Origin of the sequence: Flavobacterium daemonense (assembly GCF_007341385.1) — a bacterium.
GTDB lineage: Bacteria > Bacteroidota > Bacteroidia > Flavobacteriales > Flavobacteriaceae > Flavobacterium > Flavobacterium daemonense.
Genome location: NZ_VJYD01000023.1, coordinates 1 through 24,129, shown reverse-complemented (window position 1 = coordinate 24,129; position 24,129 = coordinate 1). Strand labels below are relative to the sequence as shown.

General features: G+C 36.5%; 14 protein-coding genes. 13 read left to right on the top strand and 1 reads right to left on the bottom strand.

What is annotated here, in order from left to right; genetic code table 11:
* Positions 1-96 precede the first annotated feature (96 nt).
* Positions 97-606, top strand: a complete 510-nt coding sequence (locus FND99_RS19660) for a DUF4920 domain-containing protein (RefSeq protein WP_144339633.1) — start codon at positions 97-99, stop codon at positions 604-606.
* A 90-nt stretch (positions 607-696) separates the two neighbouring features.
* Here the strand turns inward: FND99_RS19660 and FND99_RS19655 are convergent, their stop codons facing one another.
* Complete coding sequence (locus FND99_RS19655; RefSeq protein ID WP_144339632.1) at positions 697-1,086, bottom strand: SPOR domain-containing protein; 390 nt, start codon at positions 1,084-1,086, stop codon at positions 697-699.
* A 219-nt stretch (positions 1,087-1,305) separates the two neighbouring features.
* Between FND99_RS19655 and FND99_RS19650 the strand changes: the two genes are divergently transcribed.
* The 12 genes from FND99_RS19650 to FND99_RS19595 all read left to right on the top strand — a co-directional run.
* A complete protein-coding gene (locus FND99_RS19650) occupies positions 1,306-2,637 on the top strand; it encodes a c-type cytochrome (protein WP_144339631.1) in 1,332 nt (443 codons plus the stop codon).
* A gap of 32 nt (positions 2,638-2,669) precedes the next feature.
* Positions 2,670-5,723: a TAT-variant-translocated molybdopterin oxidoreductase gene (locus tag FND99_RS19645; protein WP_144339630.1), complete on the top strand. Its 3,054-nt coding sequence runs from the start codon at positions 2,670-2,672 to the stop codon at positions 5,721-5,723.
* Between the two features lie 33 nt (positions 5,724-5,756).
* On the top strand, positions 5,757-7,160 hold the full coding sequence (gene nrfD / locus FND99_RS19640; RefSeq protein WP_035645274.1) for an NrfD/PsrC family molybdoenzyme membrane anchor subunit: 1,404 nt from the start codon (positions 5,757-5,759) through the stop codon (positions 7,158-7,160).
* Positions 7,153-7,677 (top strand): DUF3341 domain-containing protein, encoded by a 525-nt coding sequence (locus tag FND99_RS19635; protein WP_025572651.1) that lies wholly within the window; start codon positions 7,153-7,155, stop codon positions 7,675-7,677. The genes nrfD and FND99_RS19635 overlap by 8 nt, the downstream gene beginning before the upstream one ends.
* Positions 7,678-7,685: 8 nt before the next feature.
* Positions 7,686-8,231: a cytochrome c gene (locus FND99_RS19630; RefSeq protein WP_144339629.1), complete on the top strand. Its 546-nt coding sequence runs from the start codon at positions 7,686-7,688 to the stop codon at positions 8,229-8,231.
* A gap of 27 nt (positions 8,232-8,258) precedes the next feature.
* Positions 8,259-9,653, top strand: coding sequence for a quinol:cytochrome C oxidoreductase (locus tag FND99_RS19625; protein WP_144339628.1), 1,395 nt, complete (start codon positions 8,259-8,261; stop codon positions 9,651-9,653).
* A gap of 19 nt (positions 9,654-9,672) precedes the next feature.
* Complete coding sequence (locus FND99_RS19620) at positions 9,673-10,863, top strand: cytochrome c oxidase subunit II (protein WP_144339627.1); 1,191 nt, start codon at positions 9,673-9,675, stop codon at positions 10,861-10,863.
* A gap of 30 nt (positions 10,864-10,893) precedes the next feature.
* Positions 10,894-12,696 (top strand): cytochrome c oxidase subunit I, encoded by a 1,803-nt coding sequence (locus FND99_RS19615; protein ID WP_144339626.1) that lies wholly within the window; start codon positions 10,894-10,896, stop codon positions 12,694-12,696.
* Between the two features lie 109 nt (positions 12,697-12,805).
* Positions 12,806-13,828 carry a Holliday junction branch migration DNA helicase RuvB gene (ruvB, locus tag FND99_RS19610; RefSeq protein WP_144339625.1) on the top strand — a complete coding sequence of 341 codons (1,023 nt, stop codon included), beginning with the start codon at positions 12,806-12,808 and terminating at the stop codon, positions 13,826-13,828.
* 9 nt (positions 13,829-13,837) lie between these two features.
* Positions 13,838-15,184: a cytochrome P450 gene (locus tag FND99_RS19605; RefSeq protein WP_144339624.1), complete on the top strand. Its 1,347-nt coding sequence runs from the start codon at positions 13,838-13,840 to the stop codon at positions 15,182-15,184.
* On the top strand, positions 15,181-16,107 hold the full coding sequence (queG, locus tag FND99_RS19600) for a tRNA epoxyqueuosine(34) reductase QueG (protein WP_144339623.1): 927 nt from the start codon (positions 15,181-15,183) through the stop codon (positions 16,105-16,107). Before FND99_RS19605 ends, queG begins: the two co-directional genes overlap by 4 nt.
* A 973-nt stretch (positions 16,108-17,080) precedes the next feature.
* The coding region (locus tag FND99_RS19595; RefSeq protein ID WP_144339622.1) for an Ig-like domain-containing protein at positions 17,081-24,129 on the top strand (7,049 nt) is incomplete at its 3' end.

Genomic DNA, 24,129 nt, shown 5'->3' with positions numbered 1-24,129 from the left:
GCTTTTTTTTATGTTCGTACTTTATGGAAACGTAGGTATCAACAGAAATTTAAACTTGTTTAAAATTTATTATTTTTGAATAAAATGATATTAAAGATGAAAAAAATAATATACACGATAGTTCTTTTTCTAGGCGTTTTTACCTGGTCTTTTTCTCAAGAAGCTGTTGAGAAAAATGTTCCTCCATCTGGCAATGCTCTAGTGGGCGACTACTATGGTGCCGATGTTTCAAATGTTATTACAAGTAATGCAATTTCAGTGGAAAAGCTAGAAGGTAAATTTGCGAATCAGAAAAAGTTGGAAAATGTAGCGGTTAAAGGTATTGTGACTGATGTTTGTGAAAAAAGAGGATGTTGGCTAACAATCAAAACAGAAAACGGTTCTTCTTTCTTTGTGAAAATGAAAGATTATGCTTTTTTTGTTCCAATAGCTTTAAAGGGTAAAAATGTTGTTTTAGAGGGAGATGCTGAGAAAAAAATAACCCCTGTTGACGAGCTGAAGCATTATGCGAAAGACGCTAAAAAATCACAAGTTGAAATCAATACAATTACCGCCCCGAAAGAAGAAATAAGATTTGTGGCTAATGGAATTAAGGTGGTTAATTAGTCTAAGTGATTTGGGGTTGCCTTATTGTTTTTCAAATATAAATACAAAAAAAGCGAGATTCAATCTCGCTTTTTTTGTTAATCAGTTATTTTATTTGCCGGGTTTAAGTAAAAAGACGCTTTTGTATCTGTTTTTTATGTCGGCTAGATTTCGCTCTGCTTCAATTCTAGTTTTGAAATTTCCAACGATTACTTTGTAATTTGGCGTATTAAAAATTATTGTTCCGTCAATATTGCTATATTCTCTTTTGAAATCTGATAGCGTCTTTTTTGCTTCTTCGCTTTTCCCGCTGAAAATTTGAATCCTATATGTGTCGTTTGTACTTATTGATGTGTTAATTTTGCGTTTCTCATTTAGTAACTGCTCAAATTTTGGGTCTTGATTTACTGTTAAATTTTGATCTTGTGCATGAATGTTATAGGTTAACATGAAGGTTGTCAATGTTAAGAAAATGCTTTTTGAAGGGGTTAAAATTCTCATAATGTGATGGTTTTTATGCAAAAATAGTATTTAAAGTTTGTATGGAAAATTTTAATATTATTTAGAATTGATATAAATTGATATTTAAGACTATTTTAAGGTTTTGAGAATAGTTCATAAGTCGTATTTTTGTGCAAGTTTTAAAAGAGGGTATTCGTTTTTTACTATTTGTTACAGTAAAAATCATACCAAAAAATTAGTAGATAATTATTATACTATATGAAAAAGGTGGGTAACCATAATTCGATCTCAAGAAAATTGCTGCTTAGCTTATCGCTAACGTTTATTTTCTCCCTAACTTCATTTGCTCAAGCTGCTGCTCCGGCGGCGCCTGCGGCTGCTGCTCCAGCGGCAACTACGGGTGGTGATCCAGCAAAAGGGAAAGAACTATTTAATGCAAATTGCGCTGCATGTCACAAATTAGATGCCAAAGCTACAGGTCCTGCGTTAAGAGGAGTTGCTGAAAGGCATGAAATGGCTTGGATTTACAAGTGGGTGCACAACAGTTCTGATATGATTAAATCAGGAGATGCTGCTGCTGTTAAGCTTTTTGAAGAAAACAACAAGTCTGTAATGACTCCTTTTCCTCAATTATCTGAAGGTGATATCGATAATATTATTGCATATACGTCTGAGAAAAAAGTTGAAGCTGCTGCGACTCCAGCTGGTGGAGCTGCAACGCCTCCAGGTACAGCTGTAGAAAGTGGTGCTATTTCTAATAATGTTATTTTAGGAGCTCTTGCTCTTGTAATGGCTATTTTGGTTGTAATGTTGTTCATGGTGAACAAAGTGTTAACTAAAGTAGCAAGTAATAATGGTATTGTGGTTGCTCCAAAAGAGGGTAGATTGCCAATTTGGAAAGCATTTGCTAGAAATCAATTCTTGGTTTTAGTAACTTCAATTTTCTTATTGTTGGCTAGTGGTTACTTTGTGTATGGATATTTAATGCAAGTTGGTGTAGATCAAAACTATGAGCCAATTCAGCCAATTCACTATTCTCACAAAATTCACGCTGGAGACAATGAAATCAACTGTAAATATTGTCACTCTGCTGCTCGCGTTAGTAAAACTGCAGGTATTCCTTCTTTGAATGTTTGTATGAACTGTCATAAAAATATTTCTGAAGTTGCCGAAAGCACTGCTACTCCTGAGTACAGCAAAGCGTTCTATGATGCTCAAATTCAAAAATTATACGATGCTGTTGGTTGGGATAAAGCTAAACAAGCATATACTGGAAAAACACAGCCTGTAAAATGGGTTCGTATTCACAATCTTCCTGATTTTGTATATTTCAATCACTCTCAACACGTTTCTGTTGCGGGAATAGAGTGTCAGACTTGTCATGGTCCGGTACAAGAATTTGAGATCATGAAGCAATATTCTAAATTAACAATGGGATGGTGTATTGATTGCCATAGAAAAACTGATGTTAAGATGGAAGGAAATGCTTACTATGATAAAATTCATGCTGAACTTTCTAAAAAATACGGTGTAGAGAAATTGACTGCAGCGCAAATGGGAGGTTTAGAATGCGGTAAATGCCACTATTAATCGAATTATTAAGATTTTAATATTTATATACAATGTCATCAAACAAAAAATACTGGAAAAGTGTTGAGGAACTAGAAAATGGTTCTATTGTTGAGGCGCTTAGAAATAACGAATTTGTTGAAGAAATTCCAACTGATGAATTCTTAGGAAACGCTGAAGCTTTGGCTTCATCTGGAACTTCACGTCGTGACTTTTTAAAGTACGTAGGATTTAGTACAGCTGCTGTTACACTTGCTGCTTGTGAGGGTCCTGTGCACAAGTCTATCCCTTATGTTTTACAACCAGAGCAAATCATTCCTGGAGTTGCTGATTATTACGCAACTACTGTCTTTGATGGTTTTGATTTTGCAAACCTGTTGATTAAAACTCGTGAGGGTCGTCCAATTAAAGTTGAAAACAATACTATTGAAGGTGCTAAATTTGCAGCTAATGCAAGAATTCATGCGTCTATCTTGGGATTATACGATAGTACTCGTTTGAAAGAGCCTAAATTGGAAGGAAAAAATAGTAGTTGGTCTGCTGTTGATTTAAAAATTAAAGCGAGTCTTGCAGATTCAAAAGCAAAAGGCGGACAAGTTGTATTATTAACAAATACTTTGGCAAGTCCATCTACTGAGAAATTAATAGGTGAGTTTATTGCTAAAAATCCTAATGCGAAACATGTTGTTTATGATGCTGTTTCTTCTTCAGAAGCACTAGATGCATTTGAAGCAGCTTATGGAGAAAGAGCATTAGTTGATTATGATTTTTCAAAAGCTTCATTAATTGTATCTGTTGGTGCTGATTTCCTAGGAGACTGGCAAGGTGGAGGATACGATTCTGGATATGCAAAAGGACGTATTCCGCAAAACGGAAAAATGTCACGTCATTTTCAGTTTGAATCGAATATGACATTATCTGGAGCTGCTGCTGATAAGCGTGTTCCAATGACTACAGCTGACCAAAAACAAGCTTTAGTTCAAATTTATAATATTATTTTAGGTGCTTCAATCCCTGTTTCTTTGGATGGTGCTTTTAAAGCTGAAGTTGTGAAAGCAGCGCAGCAATTAAGTGCAGCTGGATCTAAAGGGGTTTTGGTATCTGGAATTGAAGATAAAAATGCTCAGTTGTTAGTTTTGGCGATTAACCAAAAATTAGCAAGTGAAGCTTTTAGTACTGCTGGTACTAGACAAATTAGAAAAGGTTCTAACGTTGCAGTTGCTCAATTATTAAAAGATATGAATGCTGGAAGTGTTCATACATTAATCATGAGCGGAATTAATCCTGTTTACACATTAGCTGATTCGGCTTCTTTTGTTTCTGGATTGAAAAAAGTTAAAACCTCAGTTGCGTTTTCTTTAAAAGAAGATGAAACTGCTTCTGTAGTAACAATTGCTGCTCCTGCTCCTCATTATTTAGAGTCTTGGGGTGATGTTGTAATTACAAAAGGAACTTATAGTTTAACTCAGCCAACAATCCGTCCAATCTTTAATACAAAACAATTTCAAGATATATTATTGTCTTTAAATGGTGTTGGTGGAACTTTCTACGATTATCTTAAAGCTAATTCTTCTAGCTTAATTGCTGGTTCTACTTGGAATAAAGTACTACATGATGGTGTTTTTGTTACGGGTTCAACAGCTTTGTCTGGCGGTGCTTTTGATGCTGCTGGTGCTGCAAGTGCGTTGGCAAATTCAAAATCTGTTGGAGGTCTTGAGTTAGTATTATATACGAAAACTGGTATGGGTGATGGACAGCATGCAAACAACCCTTGGTTGCAAGAGTTTCCAGATCCAATTACAAGAGTTTCTTGGGATAATTATATTACTGTTTCTAATGCTGATGCTAAGAAATGCGATTTAACAAATGAAATTGTTGCTAACGGTGGTTTAAATGGTAGTTATGCCACAATTACAACTGCTGATGGTACAAAAATCGAAAATGTTCCAGTTATTGTGCAGCCGGGACAAGCTGTAGGAACAATTGGTTTTGCAATTGGATACGGTCGTAAAGCATCTTTAAAAGAAGAAATGCAAGTAGGTGTTAATGCTTACGCTTTATATAAAAACTTTAATAATGTTCAGTCTATAACTTTAGCTAAAGCTAATGGTGTTCACGAGTTTGCTTGTGTACAAGGACAAAAAACATTAATGGGTAGAGGAGATATTATTAAAGAAACTACCCTTGAGATTTTTAATACTCAAGATGCTGAACATTGGAATGAAAAACCAATGGTATCTTTAGATCACCAAGAAGTTGAAGCTACAACTGTTGATTTATGGGAATCATTTGATCGTTCAACTGGTCATCATTTCAATCTTTCGATCGACTTAAATGCTTGTACTGGATGTGGAGCTTGTGTTATAGCTTGTCACGCAGAGAACAACGTTCCAGTTGTAGGAAAAGCAGAAGTAAGAAGAAGCCGTGATATGCACTGGTTGCGTATTGACAGATATTATTCTTCTGAAAGCACTTTTGAAGGTGATAATAAAAGAAAAGAAGGAATTGCAGGATTATCTAGTTCATTGTCTACATTCAATGAAATGGAGAAAGCTGGAGAGAATCCACAAGTAGCGTTCCAACCGGTAATGTGTCAGCACTGTAATCACGCACCTTGTGAAACAGTTTGTCCTGTTGCTGCAACATCTCACGGGCGTGAGGGGCAAAACCACATGGCATACAATAGATGTGTTGGTACTCGTTACTGTGCAAATAACTGTCCATATAAAGTTCGTCGTTTTAACTGGTTCTTGTATAACAAAAACAGTGAATTCGATTATCACATGAATGATGATTTAGGTCGTATGGTATTAAACCCTGACGTAAACGTTCGTTCTCGTGGAGTTATGGAAAAATGTTCTATGTGTATCCAAATGACACAAGCTACTAAATTGAAAGCTAAAAACGAAGGTCGCCCAGTTGCTGATGGTGAGTTCCAAACTGCTTGTTCTAGTGCTTGTTCTTCTGGAGCGATGATATTTGGTGATGTAAATGATAAAGAAAGCAAAGTTGCTAAATTAGCAGCTGATGAAAGATCGTATCACTTATTAGAGCATGTAGGAACTAAACCTAATGTGGTTTACCACGTTAAAGTTAGAAATACTTAGTAAATTATTAATTAAGAAACAATATAAAGGATTATGTCGTCTCACTACGAAGCACCCATTAGAAAACCTTTAGTTATTGGTGATAAATCTTATCACGATGTAACTGTAGATGTGGCAGCGCCTGTTGAAGGACCTGCAAATAAACAATGGTGGATTGTATTTTCAATCGCATTAACAGCCTTCCTTTGGGGATTAGGTTGTATAATTTACACCGTATCTACCGGTATTGGAACATGGGGATTAAATAAAACAGTTGGCTGGGCTTGGGATATTACTAACTTCGTTTGGTGGGTTGGTATTGGTCACGCTGGAACTTTGATTTCTGCAGTACTTTTACTTTTCCGTCAACGTTGGAGAATGGCTATTAACCGTTCTGCAGAAGCAATGACAATTTTCTCTGTAGTTCAAGCAGGTCTATTTCCAATTATTCACATGGGACGTCCATGGTTAGCATACTGGGTTCTACCTATTCCAAATCAATTTGGATCATTATGGGTAAACTTTAACTCGCCATTATTATGGGACGTATTTGCAATTTCTACTTATCTTTCAGTTTCATTAGTTTTCTGGTGGACTGGTTTATTGCCTGACTTTGCAATGCTTCGTGATAGAGCTATTACTCCATTTAACAAAAGAGTTTATTCTATTTTGAGTTTTGGATGGAGCGGTAGAGCAAAAGACTGGCAACGTTTTGAGGAAGTATCATTAGTATTAGCTGGTTTAGCTACTCCTCTTGTACTTTCTGTACACACGATTGTATCTATGGACTTTGCAACTTCTGTAATTCCAGGATGGCATACAACAATCTTCCCTCCATACTTCGTTGCTGGAGCGGTATTTTCAGGATTTGCGATGGTAAACACATTGTTGATCGTTATGAGAAAAGTTTCTAACCTTGAAGCATACATCACATTACAACATATTGAATTAATGAATATCATTATCATGATTACAGGTTCGATCGTTGGTGTGGCTTACATCACTGAGTTGTTCGTAGCTTGGTATTCAGGTGTAGAATATGAGCAATATGCTTTCTTAAACAGAGCTACTGGACCTTACTGGTGGGCATATTGGTCAATGATGACTTGTAATGTTTTCTCTCCACAATTTATGTGGTTTAAAAAATTAAGAACAAGTATCATGTTTTCATTTATTATTTCGATTGTAGTAAACATCGGAATGTGGTTTGAAAGATTTGTAATCATTGTTACTTCTTTACATAGAGATTACCTTCCATCTTCTTGGACAATGTTCTCACCAACATTTGTTGATATTGGAATTTTCATCGGAACAATTGGTTTCTTCTTTGTATTGTTTTTATTATACTCTAGAACATTCCCTGTAATTGCTCAGGCGGAGGTAAAAACAATTTTGAAAGGAACAGGAGATAACTACATTAGAGAAAGAGCAAATAGTAAAGATTCACATCATGAGTAATAAAGTAATATACGCCATTTATAATGACGATGATATTTTGATGGATGCAGTAAAGAAAACCAGAGCTGCTCATCATCATATTGAAGAGGTTTTTACTCCATTCCCAGTTCACGGATTGGATAAAGCCATGGGTTTAGCACCAACGAGATTAGCAATTTGTGCTTTCCTTTATGGATGTGTTGGTATTTCTGTTGCAACAACCATGATGAGTTATATTATGATTCATGACTGGCCACAGGATATTGGTGGAAAACCAAGTTTTAGTTTCATTCAAAATATGCCATCTTTTGTGCCGATTATGTTTGAGATGACTGTATTTTTTGCTGCGCATTTAATGGTTATTACTTTCTATATGAGAAGTAGATTATGGCCATTTAAGCAAGCTGAAAATCCTGATGTAAGAACAACAGATGACCATTTCTTAATGGAAGTTGCTGTAAACGATAATGAAGCGGAATTAGTTTCTTTCTTCGAAGGTACAGGAGCTGTTGAAGTTAAAGTAATTGAAAAGAATTAATTGTAGCTATGAAAAGGATATATAAAATAACACTTTTAGTTGGTATAACTATTTTAGTTTCATCTTGCCACAATAATTCGGCACCAAACTATCAGTATTTCCCAAATATGTATGAGTCTGTAGGTTATGAGCCTTATGCAGAAGCAAAAATATTTAAGGGTGGAAAAGAAGGACAGCTTCCTGTTGAAGGAACTATCAATAGAGGTTTTGAGCCTTATGAATATGAAAATTCAACTGCTGGATATGAATTAGCAAAAGCTAATTTAAAATCTCCTTTAACTGAAGAGGAGAGAAATTCTGGAAAAGGGAAAGAGCTTTTCGAAATTTACTGTATTAGCTGTCACGGTGCAGCTGGTAATGGTAAAGGTAAATTGGTTGAGAGAGAGAAATTTCTTGGAGTGCCTAACTATAAAGACAGAGACATTACTGAAGGAAGTATCTTTCACGTTGAAACTTATGGTCTGAATGCAATGGGTTCACATGCAAATCAATTAAGTGCCCATGAACGTTGGTTAGTTGCTGACTATGTTCTAAAACTAAGAAGCCAATTATAATTGTTGAACAAACTGATCGTAATAGATATGTATACATTTTCAAGTAAATTAAAAACTTTTTCTATCATCTTAATGGTTCTAGGACTATTGGGAATTGGGTATGGTTTTTTAAGTGCACCTAAAGATATTCAAGAAGTTGAAAAAATACTAGCAGCGGATGCTCATGGTTCACATGGAGCTGGACATGAGGAGTCTGCAGAGGCTTCACATAAAGAGGCAGGTCATAACGAATCTGCTGAAGCTTCACATGAAGAACATAAAGGAGCAAAGCAAGCAGAAGTTTCTGGTGCAGATGAGCACGAAAAACATTTAGAGCATGTTTTACACCAATTGCAAAACAAGCCTTGGTCTGCATTATATGTGGCTTGTATTTTCTTTTTACTGCTTTCAATGGGGGTTTTAGCATTCTATGCTATTCAACAAGTTGCGCAAGCAGGTTGGTCTCCAGTTTTATTTAGAGTAATGCAAGGTATCACTGCTTATTTACCAGCTGGTTCAATAATTTTCTTTATTATTTTAGTTTTATGTGGATTGCATTTTAATCATATTTTTGTTTGGTTAGGTGAGCACGTTACAGATCCGAAACATGCTGATTATGATGCGATCATAGCTGGAAAATCTGGATATTTAAATTTCCCTTTTTGGATTGCTAGAGCTTTCATCTTTTTATTAGGATGGAATTTATATAGAATTTATTCTAGAAAGAATTGTTTGGCTCAAGATGAGGCAAATGATGATCTTTATTACAAGAAGAATTTCAAGGCTTCTGCTGGATTCTTGGTATTCTTTATCGTATCAGAATCAATTATGTCATGGGATTGGATTATGTCATTTGATCCACACTGGTTCAGTACATTATTTGGTTGGTATGTATTCGCTTCATTCTTTGTAAGTGGTATCACGAGTATTGCTTTGGTAACAATCTATTTGAAATCTAAAGGATATTTAGAATATGTAAATACAAGCCATATCCATGATTTAGCTAAATTCATGTTTGGTATTAGCGTTTTCTGGACTTATTTATGGTTCTCTCAATTCATGTTGATTTGGTATGCTAACATTCCAGAAGAGGTAACTTACTTTGTAACAAGAATTCAATTATATAACTTGCCATTCTTTGGCGCTGTAGTTATGAACTTTGTTTTCCCATTATTAATATTAATCAATACAGATTTCAAACGTCTTAATTGGGTAATTGTAATGGCTGGTACTGTTATCTTATTGGGTCACTATGTTGACTTCTTTAATATGATTATGCCTGGTACTGTTGGAGACAAATGGTTTATTGGTGTTCCTGAAATTGCATCTATTCTTTTCTTCTTAGGTTTGTTTATTTTTGTTGTATTTACAGCATTAACTAAAGCTCCTTTGTTAGCAAAAAGAAATCCTTTCATTGAAGAAAGTAAACATTTTCATTATTAATATTTAAAGAAGTAAACAGATGACAAGTTTGTTGGTAATTATAGTTGTAGTTTTATTAGCAGTTGCATTATGGCAATTGACGAAGATATTTGATCTTACGCAGGTAGGTTCTTCTTCGGACGATTCGCAGGTTGCATCAGATAATGATAATAATGTTCAAGGATATATTATGTTTGGCTTTTTAGCTTTCATTTATATATTTACGATTTATGGTTTACTTAAATGGGGTAATTTAGCACTTCATACTCCTGCTTCTGAGCATGGACTTTTAGTAGATAACTTAATGAATATTACTTGGGTTTTGATTTTTACAGTTCAAGTTATTACTCAAGGTTTATTGTATTGGTTTTCTTTTAAAAATAGAGGAAATAAAAATAGAAAAGCTTTATTTTTTGCAGACAGTAATAAATTAGAAGCAATCTGGAGTATTATTCCATCTGTAGTCTTAGCTTGTTTAATTCTTTACGGATTGTATGCTTGGAACAACATTATGTTTGTTGATAAAGATGAAGACGTAGTTGAGATTGAGTTATATGCTCAACAATTTAAATGGACAGCAAGATATGCAGGTCAAGATAATGTTTTAGGTAAAGCTAACGTACGTTTAATTGAAGGTGTAAATACATTAGGTGTTGATATGTCTGATCCTAATGCTCAAGATGATATTGTAGTTACTGAATTGCATATTCCAAAAGGAAAAAAGATACACTTCAAAATGCGTTCTCAAGATGTATTGCACTCAGCTTATATGCCTCACTTTAGAGCGCAGATGAACTGTGTACCTGGAATGGTAACTGAATTTGCTTTCGTTCCTACTTACACAACTGCAGAATACAGAGAATTGCCTTTTATGGTTGAAAAAGTAGCTAATATCAATAAACTTAGAGCTGCAAAAAGTGCTGAGCTAGTTGCTAAAGGCGGTACTGCTTTAGATCCTTATACATTTGATTATTTATTATTATGTAATAAAATTTGTGGAGCTTCTCATTACAACATGCAAATGAAAGTTGTAGTTGATACTCCAGAAGACTATAAAAAATGGTTAAGCGAGAAAACAACTCTAGCTCAAGATATTAAAGCTGCGAAAGCTGCTGAAAAACCAGCGGAAGGAACTGCTCCAACTACAGATACAGCTGCTAAAGTAATTGATACAGTTAAGGCTGTTATTGACACTGTTAAAGCAACTGTTGCTAAAGTTGCGGTTAAATAATATTATTAAGAAAATTTAAAGTACACATATATGTCAGCAGAAGCGCACGGTCACGATCACGGACACGATCACGAGCACGAACATCATCATAAAGACACATTCATTACTAAATATATCTTTAGTATTGACCACAAAATGATTGCCAAGCAATACTTGATTACAGGTATTATAATGGGGATTATTGGTATCGTAATGTCTTTGCTTTTCAGAATGCAATTGGCTTGGCCAGAGGAGTCTTTTAAAATATTTAATGTTTTATTAGGCGATAAATTTGCACCTGACGGAGTAATGGCTAATGATATTTATCTAGCTTTAGTTACAATTCACGGTACCATAATGGTATTCTTTGTACTGACAGCTGGTTTAAGTGGTACTTTTAGTAACTTGCTTATTCCACTTCAAATTGGAGCTAGAGATATGGCTTCAGGATTTATGAATATGATTTCATACTGGTTATTTTTCTTATCTGCTGTTATTATGGTATCTTCTTTATTTGTTGAAGCTGGACCAGCTTCTGCAGGTTGGACGATTTATCCTCCATTGAGTGCATTGCCACAAGCGATCCCTGGATCTGGAACTGGTATGACTTTATGGTTAGTTTCGATGGCTATCTTTATTGCATCTTCTTTAATGGGGTCATTAAACTACATTGTAACAGTAATCAATTTAAGAACTAAAGGAATGTCTATGACTAGACTTCCTCTTACAATCTGGACATTTTTCGTAACAGCTATTATTGGTGTTATTTCATTCCCAGTATTATTATCTGCAGCTTTATTGTTGATTTTTGATAGAAGTTTTGGAACTTCATTCTTCTTGTCTGATATCTATATAGCAGGAGAGGTTTTACACTACCAAGGAGGTTCTCCAGTATTGTTTGAGCACTTATTCTGGTTCTTAGGTCACCCTGAGGTTTATATCGTAATCTTGCCAGCGATGGGTCTTGTGTCTGAAATTATGGCTACGAACGCTCGTAAACCAATTTTCGGATATAGAGCGATGATTATGTCAGTTCTTGCAATTGCATTCTTATCTACAATTGTATGGGGTCACCATATGTTTATTTCTGGTATGAATCCTTTCTTAGGATCTGTGTTTACCTTTACTACTTTATTGATTGCAATTCCATCTGCTGTAAAAGCATTTAACTGGATCACAACTTTATGGAAAGGTAACTTACAATTCAACCCAGCAATGTTATTCTCTATCGGAATGGTTTCTACTTTCATTACTGGAGGTTTAACTGGAATTATTTTAGGAGATAGTACTTTAGATATTAACGTTCACGATACTTATTTCGTAATTGCTCACTTTCACTTAGTAATGGGTATCTCTGCACTTTATGGAATGTTTGCTGGTATTTACCACTGGTTCCCTAAAATGTATGGAAGAATGTTGAATAAGAACTTAGGTTATATTCACTTCTGGGTAACTGCTGTTTGTGCTTATGGAGTATTCTTCCCAATGCACTTTATTGGATTAGCTGGTTTACCAAGACGTTATTATACAAACACAAACTTCCCGTTATTTGATGATTTACAAAATGTGAATGTTTTAATTACAACATTTGCTCTTGTAGGAGGTGCGTTCCAGTTAGTATTCTTATACAATTTCTTCTCTAGTATTTTCTACGGTAAGAAAGCAGTTCAGAATCCTTGGAGATCAACAACTTTAGAGTGGACAACTCCTGTTGAGCATATTCACGGTAACTGGCCAGGTGAAATTCCTCACGTATATCGTTGGCCGTATGACTATAGTAATCCAAATCATGATGTAGATTTTGTTCCTCAAAATGTACCAATGAAAGAAGGTGAAGAAGTTTTACACCACTAGAAATATTAAAAAAGACTATCAGAAATGATAGTCTTTTTTTGTTTAGTTAATTTCTTAAACGTTCTTCTTTGCTATTTTACAAACTGATTAGTTTCTATATCTTTGTAGAATGAATGAAAATCTAGATCCTACTACAAAAGGATACAACCCAGAAGAATTAGATCTTGAAAAAAGATTGCGTCCGCTGTCATTTGATGATTTTGCTGGACAAGATCAAGTTTTAGAAAATTTAAAAGTTTTTGTTGCCGCTGCAAATCAGCGCGGTGAGGCACTTGATCATGCTCTTTTTCATGGGCCTCCTGGTCTTGGAAAAACTACATTGGCTAATATTTTGGCTAATGAGCTTCAAGTCGGAATAAAAATAACTTCTGGGCCAGTATTAGATAAACCGGGTGATTTGGCTGGATTACTAACTAATCTAGATGAACGTGATGTTTTGTTCATAGATGAAATTCATCGATTAAGTCCAGTTGTTGAGGAATATTTATATTCAGCAATGGAGGATTTTAAAATCGACATTATGATCGAATCTGGTCCTAATGCGAGAACAGTACAGATTAATTTGAATCCATTTACATTAATTGGAGCGACAACTCGTTCAGGTTTATTAACTGCGCCTATGAGAGCTCGTTTTGGTATCTCATCTCGTTTACAATATTATACTACCGAACTTTTAACTACGATTGTTGAAAGAAGTGCCTCGATTTTAAAAATGCCCATCGATTTGGAAGCAGCAATTGAAATTGCTGGTCGAAGCCGAGGAACTCCTCGTATTGCAAATGCATTATTGCGAAGAGTTCGTGATTTTGCGCAGATAAAAGGTAATGGACGAATCGATTTGGAAATTTCTAAATATGCGTTAAAAGCCTTAAATGTTGATGCGAACGGGCTTGATGAGATGGATAACAAAATCTTATTGACTATCATAAATAAATTCAAAGGCGGGCCAGTAGGACTTTCGACTTTAGCAACTGCAGTTTCTGAAAGCAGTGAAACTATTGAAGAAGTTTATGAACCATTTTTAATTCAGGAAGGCTTTATTATGCGTACTCCTCGAGGACGTGAGGTTACTGATAAAGCATACAAACATCTTGGAAAAATAAACACTAACATTCAAGGAGGTTTGTTTTAAATCAATTTTATGTCATCAGACAAAAAATATAATTACCCAAATAAACTATCTATATTGAGATTTTTTCGTGATGCTGAAGGTGTTCGTAGAAATCCAATACCTTTTCATAAACGCTATTTTAATAAATTAGGTGACTCATTTTCGCTAAAAATTGGTTTTTCTAAACACTTAATTCTGTCAAGAGATAATGAAATTGCTCAATATATTTTAGTTAATAACCAAAAAAATTATCGTAAGTCCAAGTTCCAGTCTGTTTATCTTTCCAAATATTTGGGAAAAGGACTTTTGACTAGTGATGGCGATTTCTGGCTACAACAACGTAGACTTATTCAGCCGGCATTTCATAAGCAAAAAATGAATATGTTGGTAGATAATATGAATAAGACTATAATTTCTGAAATTGATAATTTAAAAGAAAATGAAATTTTTAATGTTTTTCCGGTAATGAGCCAATTAGCTTTTAATGTTGTTGCGAAATCATTATTTGAATTTTCAATTTCTGACGAAAAACTGCATAGAATTAAATTTATAATTGAAGAAGTTCAAAAGTTTTTGGTCAAGGAAATAAGACTTCCGCATAAGGCTTTATGGTTTTCTTTAAGCGGTCAAGTAAAAAAGCATTTAAAATTAGCTGAAGAAAATAACAGAATCATTAAAGAAATTATTGAAGAGAGAAGTGCCTCAAATGAAGATTTTAATGATCTGCTTGCCATGTTGATGGGTACCCGATATGAAGATACCGGAGAATCGATGTCAATGAAGCAATTAATTGATGAGATAAAAGTTTTGTTTATTGCGGGGCATGAAACCACTGCAAATGCGCTGACTTTTACGCTTCATTTTTTGGGAACTAATCCAGAAGTGCAACAAAAAGTTTTTGAGGAGATTATTGAAATTGAGGCAGAAACAGACAATATTATAGAGCAACTTCAGAAAATGGCATATATAAATGCCGTTTTGAATGAATCGATGCGTTTATATCCTCCGGCTTGGATTACGGATAGACAGAATATCGAAGATGATGTTGTTGGTAATTTCAAAATTAAAAAAGGGACTCTAATTGGGATTTCATTTTTTGAATTGCATCGAAATCCTAAATATTGGAAAGATCCAGAAAAGTTTATGCCAGAACGTTTTTTGGGTGAACAAAAGAAACAGTCGATGCAATATTTTTATCCGTTCGGGGCCGGACCGCGTATGTGTATCGGTTCTGGTTTTGCTATGTACGAGATGTGTTTGGCGATTTCTCAGATCGTTAAGCGGTACGTCGTTGTATCAAGTACTGCTACTGTTGAATTTAATCCGTTGGTGACTTTAAAGCCTGTGAATGTCGAAATTTCATTATCTAAAAGATGAGTATTAATGCGAAAGAAACATATTCGAAATTTATAAAAGAAGAAGCTAAAAGGCTTGGGTTTCTTTCGTGTGGTATATCTAAAGCGGGATTTCTGGAAGAAGAAGCTCCACGTTTAGAAAAATGGTTGAATAATAATCATAATGGCCAGATGGCGTATATGGAAAACCATTTTGACAAACGTTTAGATCCGACTTTACTGGTTGATGATGCTAAAAGCGTAGTTTCTCTACTTCTTAATTATTATCCTTCAGAATCGCAAAATGATGATAGTTTTAAAATATCAAAATATGCTTACGGGCAAGATTATCACTATGTAATTAAAGAGAAATTAAAAGAGTTGCTACATTCAATTCAAGAGAATATTGGTGCAGTTTCTGGTCGAGCATTCGTGGATTCGGCTCCGGTTCTCGATAAGGCTTGGGCGGCAAAAGGCGGTTTGGGCTGGATTGGAAAAAACAGTAATTTAATAACTCAAAAGGTTGGTTCTTTCTATTTTATTGCAGAATTAATCTTAGATCTTGATTTGGAATATGATTACAAAGTAACTGATCATTGCGGGTCCTGCACCGCCTGTATTGATGCATGCCCAACACAAGCAATTGTGGCGCCTTATGTTGTAGATGGTAGCAAGTGCATATCTTATTTTACTATAGAACTAAAGGAAAATATTCCTTATGAAATGAAAGGTAAATTTGATGAATGGATGTTTGGCTGCGATACTTGCCAAGATGTTTGTCCGTGGAACCGTTTTTCAAAGCCTCATTCAGAACCATTATTCAACCCTAATCCAGAACTGCTTTCCTTCTCAAAAAAAGACTGGACAGAAATTACTGAAGAAACTTTTCGGGCTGTTTTTAAAAATTCTCCAATTAAAAGAACAAAGTTTGAGGGGTTAAAACGAAATATCTCCTTCTTAAAATAAAACTAAGATGGCACTTTAAACTAATTGCAATCTGTAAAAATTTTCTACTTTTTATTTAAACCAACAAGTGTTTTTTGTAAGGCGCTCTTTTTTAGTTTGATACGTGTGCTTTTGTGCTTTGTAGGAAATAAAACACGATGAAAGCATTTTATCGATTATTGTTGTCGATAAATGACACATTTGATTATGTTAGTTTTACACTATATTTTTTAAACTTTAATTATAAGGGGTAATTTGTTTGTGAAATTTATCTTATGTAATTGTGCTTATTGTTTCTAGAGAAAACAGTGATTTTAGACTCGATAAAAACTTTATTTATTTTGTTTTTTTTATTTCAAATAGCTGATTTTCAAGATTTTTATTTTTGTTAAGTATTTCGGACAAGATGAAAATTTTAAAGCAGAGAGCAATTTTATTTCTAAGTTACATATTTGAAAAGACTACATTCTAAATTAAAATGTCATCCTAGAAATTCTGATTTCTAAAGTAAGAAAGAACAAACAAATGTTAAGGACTTCAGAGACAAGCAATATTTTTGATTTTGTAAGATATTTTGATTTTTATCTTTAAAATTTCCTGAAACTATGATTAATCAGCAATGTTTTAGGAAAATTCTTCGGTTTTATTGTGAAATAAGCACTTTTGGGAATTCTTGATGCTAATTTTAGATGAAAAAAGGTGTTATTCAACGTTTTTATAGGTAGTTTGTCGACTAATGTAGCTAGTTATTAGGTGTTTATCTATTTTCGCGACACCAAATCTACTCATTTAACCAAAAGGCAAATACGTCTCGAACCTAATATTATTATGGTCCAATTACTTCATAATTATTTCTATCAGTTTGAAAAGTCTTTTTTCAAATACAAGAAATCCATCCATTTAAATTTTACGTATCTGCTTAAAAATCTAAAAATCAAGTTTTGGTTTTCGGGTTTTGCCATTTTATTTTCCAAAACTAATACCCAGTCTGTCTATGCATAACACTACTTCTTCTCAGTCTAGATTTTCTAGGCTAACCTTTTTTATTGCATTTTTATTACTGATTAGTTACAGTGCTTCGGCTCAGTTCTATACAAAACATTATATAGCACCGGCGCCTTGGCAGTATTTTAGTAAATCAAATGAAATCGTAATTGCTACAAATTCAGATACTCCCGTTACTATTACAGTGGCTAGGAGTAATAGTACTGTGGAGACAACTTTATCGGCAGTAAAAGGAAATCCGGCCATTTACAGATTTAGTCTTTTGGCGAAAAATCTTCCAATGTATGCATTAAATACTGTAATTAATGGCGCAGGATTAATTGTTACAAGTACTGGACCAACGTCAGTGAATATGCGAAATGTTGCTTCAGATGATAAATCGGGAGATAATAATGATGCTTATCTTAAGGGTAATGCTGCGTTGACAAGTTTTGGTGATGCTGGTCTTGGAATACGTTTTAGAGTTGGATATTATAGAGATGGTTCTCTAGGAAATTTTAATAATTATGGTGATCAAAGGCCAATTTATTCGATTATGGCAACAGTTGATAATACTACTGTCAAAATCAATAATGCCGTAACAACTACATTAAATGCAGGACAAAGTTATTTATTTAAAGCTCCTATTGGAACGTTAGTCGAGTCTTCAAGTCCAGCTGTAATGAATACATCGGCGGCAATTGATACGCCAGATGGTTGTGGTGATAGTGCCTACAATCAAATTCCACCTGAATCGGTTTTGGGTACTGAATACTTTATTGAAAGAGGTAAAGGAAATAATACAGCCGAAAAAACAACTATTGTTGCAACAAAAGACAATACAAATTTAGTAATTGACACCTATTCACCTTCTGGTGTGCTTACAGCAACAACAAATTATACACTAACAACAGCCGGAAGTTTCTATACTTTTAATAATGGTAGTTTAGATACACCATTTTCTGCTTCACGAGTTTCTGCAAATAATAAAATTGTTGTTTATTCAGGGACAGCGCAATCTTGTGAAGTTGATATTTCTACAATCGCTCCAGTATCAGAATGTGGAGGGTCTAATTTTATAGAAACTGCAAAATTTAGAGATTATGGAACAGGTTCATTGCCTTACTTCGGATATATTCTTTTAAGAAGCAAAACGGATGAAGTAAAGGTAAACGGAACTAATATTGAAACGATCACCGGGATTGCAGCACGTCATCAATTAGGAACTACGGGCTGGTATTTAATAAATTTTGAAGATACTCAAATAAATAGCCCGAATGTTCTTTCTATTTCGAGCGCTAGTAAAATGACAGTATCTATTGTACAGCAAGGAGGAGGATTTTCGATGGCAGGATTTTTCTCGAATTTTGCCGCACAGCCAGAAGATCCTACTTTAACATATATTGCCGGTGGCGGATGTACAAATAATACAGCAGCCCTTACAACGCTGCCTAACTTTGCGCCATACCAGTGGTATTATAACGGAACGGCGATCAGTGGCGCAACTTCTTCAACTTATACAGCAACTAAAACTGGTAATTATACGGTTTCTTGGACTTTGGCCTGTGGTGCACAAACCCAATCGAAACCAATTAGTGTTACTTTATGTACAGATCTTGGAATTACAAAAACCGTTGATAACGCAAAGCCATGTGTTGGATCTAATGTGGAATTTACAGTTAAAGTCAGCAATTTAGGAGGAAATAATGTTTCAGGGGTTTCAGTAAATGATTTGCTTCCTTCGGGCTATACTTTCGTTAGTGCAACTCCGTCGGTAGGGAATTATGATTCTGCGACAGGAATTTGGAGTATTGGCGATGTAGATGCTCAGACATCTGTTACATTAAAAATTACAGCAACTGTAAAATCATCAGGCAACTATACCAACACAGCGTCGCTACCTGCTTCTATAGATACAAATACAGCAAATAACTCAGCAAGTGCGGCGGTAAATCCTAATCCAGTTGTTACTCTGGTAACTAATCCAATAACTGTTTGTTCACCTGCTACAGGTGATTTAACAGCGGCAGCAGTTACAGCGGGGAGTTCTAGTAATTTGACTTTTTCATATTATACAAATGCAACGGCAACTACGGTTTATCCAAACCCAACTTCCGCAATTGCAGGAACTTATTATATAAAAGCAGTTTCAGCTGAGGGATGTTCGGTAGTGAAATCAGTTGTGGTGACCGTCAATCCAAAACCATCTGCTCCAGTAATTAATGTTAATGCCGATAGTGCAACATGCGGTAACTCTGGAAGTATAGTTTTAAAAGCTGTTGATAATGCAGCCTTTTACGGAGGAAGTACTTATTTATGGTCAAATGGAGCCACCACTCAAAGCGTTACGATTAATGCGGATGGCGTTTATTCTCTTAAAATAGTAAGCAGTTCAGGATGTACCAGTGATAGCTCCAATCCAATAACAGTTACTGTTAAACCAGCTATTCCAACTGCTTCTGATCAATCATTTTGTGCTTCTGAAAACAAGACTGTAGGCGATTTAATAGCGACAGGGTCAAGTTTAAAATGGTATGATGCAGCTACAAATGGAACACAATATGCAGTAAATACTCCATTAACAGCACGTACGTATTATGTGAGTCAAACTGGGACAAACGGTTGTGAAAGTAGCAGGAAAGCAGTGAAGGTTACAATTAGTTCTTCGTCCGCACCAGTTGCTTCAGCTCAGACCTATTGTGCTGTTGAAAATAAAACATTCGATGATTTAGTTGCTACAGGGAGTAATTTAAAATGGTATAGTGCAGCAACCGGCGGAACAAAATATAAGGGAACAGACACTGTAGTTTCTGGAAATTATTACGTTAGCCAAACCGCAAATAGTTGCGGTGAAAGTGCAAGAACTTTAGTGCAGGTAACCATAAATGATATTCCATCAGCACCAACTGCTTCATCGCAGGTTTTTTGTGCTACCGATGGCAAAACAGTAAGTAATTTAATTGCCACAGGAAGTAACTTAAAATGGTACAGTGCAAGTTCAGGAGGAACACTTTATGACGGGACAGAGACACTATCTACAAAAAATTATTATGTAAGCCAGTCAAACAGTTGTGGCGAAAGTCCAAGAACTGCATTAGCTGTTACTGTAAATACTACAGCTGCGCCAACTGCTCCAGCTCAATCATTCTGTTTGCCAGATGCTAAAAAAGTAAACAACTTAGTTGTAACTACAGGTACAAATTTAAAATGGTACAATGCTAGTGCAGGCGGGACAGCATATGGTGGTACGGAGACATTAGCCACGGGGACTTACTATGTTACTCAGACTTTGAATAATTGCGAAAGCCCAAGAACAGCAGTTTCGGTTACAGTTTATAATACACCAGTTCCAACGGCGAATTCTCAAACATTTTGTGCAGGTGATGCTAAAAAAGTAAATGATTTAGTTGTTACCTCGGGAACAAATTTAAAATGGTATAGTGCAAGTTCAGGTGGAACAGCTTTTAACGGAACAGAGATACTATCTTCAGCAAACTATTACGTAAGCCAAACGCTTAATAATTGTGAAAGCTCGAGAATTTTGGTATCAGTTACTGTAAATCCTACACCAGCAACACCAAGCATTTCCGCAGGAAGCTCTACAACACTTTGCGCAGGAGGGAATGTTGTATTGACTTCAACAAGTGGAATTGGTTATTTATGGTCGAATGGTGCAACAACCCAATCTATCACTGTTTCTACTCCAGGTAGTTATAGTGTCCAAGTAACAAATGCATCAGGTTGTGTAAGCGCACCTTCAGCACCTGTAAATGTTACAGTTAATACTATTCCGTCAACGCCAACCGTAAACGTTACAAACAATTGCAACGGCACATCGACATTAACGACGTCGGCTACAGGAACATTGTTATGGAGCACCGGAGAAACGACTTCATCCATCACGGTTTCTACAGCGGGAACATATTCAGTTACACAGACGATAAACGGCTGTACAAGCGCTTCGGGCTCAGGAATTGCTGCGCCAAAAACGACTCCGTCAACACCAGTTGTAAACGTTACAAACAACTGCAACGGCACATCGACATTGACGACATCGGCTGCAGGAGCATTGTTGTGGAGCACGGGCGAAACGACTTCATCCATCACGGTTAATACACCAGGCACATATACTGTAACACAGACAGTAAACGGATGTACAAGTTTGGCTGGCTCAGGAATTGCTGCGCCGAAATCGACTCCATCAACGCCAACTGTAAACGTTACAAACAACTGCAACGGCACATCGACATTGACGACATCGGCTGCAGGAGCATTGTTGTGGAGCACTGGAGAAACGACTTCATCCATTACGGTTTCTACAGCGGGAACATATACTGTGACACAGACGGTAAACGGCTGTACGAGCTTGGCAGGCTCAGGAACTGCTGCGCCGAAATCGACTCCATCAGCGCCAGTTGTAAACGTTACAAACAACTGCAACGGCACATCGACATTGACGACATCGGCTACAGGAACATTGTTGTGGAGCACTGGAGAAACGACTTCATCCATCACGGTTTCTACAGCAGGCACATATACTGTAACACAGACAGTAAACGGATGTACAAGTTTGGCTGGCTCAGGAATTGCTGCGCCGAAATCGACTCCATCAACGCCAACTGTAAACGTTACAAACAACTGCAACGGCACATCGACATTGACGACATCGGCTGCAGGAGCATTGTTGTGGAGCACTGGAGAAACGACTTCATCCATTACAGTTTCTACAGCGGGAACATATACTGTAACGCAGACGGTAAACGGCTGTACAAGCGCTTCCGGCTCAGGAATTGCTGCGCCGAAATCGACTCCATCAACGCCAATTGTTAACGTTACAAACAACTGCAACGGCACATCGACATTGACTACATCGGCTGCGGGAACATTGTTATGGAGCACAGGAGAAACGACTTCATCCATCACGGTTAATACACCAGGCACATATACTGTAACACAGACGGTAAACGGCTGTACAAGCGCTTCCGGCTCAGGAATTGCCGCGCCGAAAACAACTCCATCAACGCCAACCGTTAACGTTTCAAACAACTGTGACGGCACATCGAATTTGACAACATCGGCAACGGGAACATTGTTATGGAGCACCGGAGAAACGACTTCATCCATCACGGTTTCTACAGCGGGAACATACTCAGTTACACAGACAGTAAACGGCTGTACGAGTGCTGCGGGTTCAGGAACTGCTGCGCCGAAATCGACTCCATCAACGCCAACCGTTAACGTTACAAACAACTGTGACGGCACATCGACTTTGACGACATCGGCTGCGGGAACATTGTTATGGAGCACCGGAGAAACAACTTCATCCATCACGGTTTCTACAGTGGGAACATATTCAGTTACACAGACGGTAAACGGATGTACAAGCGCTTTGGGCTCAGGAACTGCTGCGCCAAAAACTGTTCCGTCAGCTCCTGTAGCTTCGTCTCAAACCTTTTGTTTTGCTGATGCGAAAACTATAAACGATTTAATCGCTACTGGAAGTGGCTTAAAATGGTATAATGCTTTGGCAAACGGAACATTATATGCTGGTACAGATATTCTTGCAACGGGATCATATTATGTAAGTCAGACTTTAGATAATTGTGAAAGTCCGAGAACATTGGTAAATGTCACTGTAAATTCAAAACCTGCGAAAGTTATAACTACTGCTACTATCTGCTCGGGAGATACATATAAATGGTCGGTAAATTCAACAGCCTATACGACAGCTGGAACTTACACAGTTTCAAATAGCGGATGCACGGCTGATCAGGAACTTCAATTGACAGTAATAAATGTTTCAAGTCCAATTGTTGGGTTAATTACACAGCCAACATGTACATCATCAACGGCTAGCGTCGTATTGAGTGGTCTGCCAGCAGGAACTTGGACAATAAACCCTGGAAATATTTCTGGAAATGCTGCTTCAACCACCATTACAGGATTAACAGCTGGAAACACTTATAATTATACTGTTACTGATGATCAAGGTTGTAAATCGACAGCTTCATCTGACGTTAAAATCGTAAATTATATTTGTGCGCAAGATGATTTCCCAGCTGTAATAAATGGAGCGGCAGGAGGAGCTATTTCAACTGTTTTTGTCAATGATAAAATAAATGGTTCATCATTTTTACCGGCAGATGTAACTGTTTCAACCAGTACACTTCCAACAGGAATAGTGTTTAATGCTGATGGAACAATTACAGTTGCTCCAAATACACTTGCAGGAACTTATTCAATTACTTACACGATTTGTATGTCGGCAGACAGTAGTGTTTGTGATTCTGCAACTGTCAAAATTGTTATTGAAAGACCTGTAATCGATGCAGTAACAGAAACTACTACAGCAATCAACAGCAACACGGGCGGAACGACAATTTCTCTGACAGCAAATGATACGCTGAACGGAACTCCAGTTACAGTAGGTACAGGCGCAGGTCAGGTTGATTTTACGCTTATCAGCACACTTCCTGCGGGATTGACGTTGAATGCGGATAAAACTATTACTGTAGCTCCGGGAACAGCTTCAGGAAATTATGAAGTGGAATACACGATCTGCGACAATGATCATGCATTGAATTGCGATACTGTTAAAAGCTATATTCAGGTTGTGGGCGATGTTTTAGTTGCCAATGCTGATAATCCGGCTTCGGTTACAGTTTCTTATCAGCCTCAAACCATAATTTCAGTTGTTGACAACGATACAAGAAATGGACAGCCTCTGACTGCTTCAGAAGTGAAAATCACAACGACAGTTCCAGATGCTTCAGGTTATTTAACGCTTGATCCTTCAACAGGAATTGCAACGCTTGGCGCAAATGCTCCTGCGGGAACTTACACATTGACGTACTCAATCTGCGACAAGACCAATGCATCAAACTGCTCGACTGCTTCGGTTAGCTTGACAGTAAATGCTCCGATTGTGATTCCGGTAATCGACGCAGTAACCGAAACAACAACAGCAATCAACAGCAACACTGGCGGAACGACAATTTCTCTGACAGCAAATGATACGCTGAACGGAACTCCAGTTACAGTAGGTACAGGCGCAGGTCA

Bases quoted from the DNA above. Each gene is read 5' to 3' on its own strand.
- FND99_RS19660 (WP_144339633.1), top strand. From the start codon at position 97: ATGAAAAAAATAATATACACGATAGTTCTTTTTCTAGGCGTTTTTACC.
- FND99_RS19655 (WP_144339632.1), bottom strand. From the start codon at position 1,086: ATGAGAATTTTAACCCCTTCAAAAAGCATTTTCTTAACATTGACAACC.
- FND99_RS19650 (WP_144339631.1), top strand. From the start codon at position 1,306: ATGAAAAAGGTGGGTAACCATAATTCGATCTCAAGAAAATTGCTGCTT.
- FND99_RS19645 (WP_144339630.1), top strand. From the start codon at position 2,670: ATGTCATCAAACAAAAAATACTGGAAAAGTGTTGAGGAACTAGAAAAT.
- nrfD (WP_035645274.1), top strand. From the start codon at position 5,757: ATGTCGTCTCACTACGAAGCACCCATTAGAAAACCTTTAGTTATTGGT.
- FND99_RS19635 (WP_025572651.1), top strand. From the start codon at position 7,153: ATGAGTAATAAAGTAATATACGCCATTTATAATGACGATGATATTTTG.
- FND99_RS19630 (WP_144339629.1), top strand. From the start codon at position 7,686: ATGAAAAGGATATATAAAATAACACTTTTAGTTGGTATAACTATTTTA.
- FND99_RS19625 (WP_144339628.1), top strand. From the start codon at position 8,259: ATGTATACATTTTCAAGTAAATTAAAAACTTTTTCTATCATCTTAATG.
- FND99_RS19620 (WP_144339627.1), top strand. From the start codon at position 9,673: ATGACAAGTTTGTTGGTAATTATAGTTGTAGTTTTATTAGCAGTTGCA.
- FND99_RS19615 (WP_144339626.1), top strand. From the start codon at position 10,894: ATGTCAGCAGAAGCGCACGGTCACGATCACGGACACGATCACGAGCAC.
- ruvB (WP_144339625.1), top strand. From the start codon at position 12,806: ATGAATGAAAATCTAGATCCTACTACAAAAGGATACAACCCAGAAGAA.
- FND99_RS19605 (WP_144339624.1), top strand. From the start codon at position 13,838: ATGTCATCAGACAAAAAATATAATTACCCAAATAAACTATCTATATTG.
- queG (WP_144339623.1), top strand. From the start codon at position 15,181: ATGAGTATTAATGCGAAAGAAACATATTCGAAATTTATAAAAGAAGAA.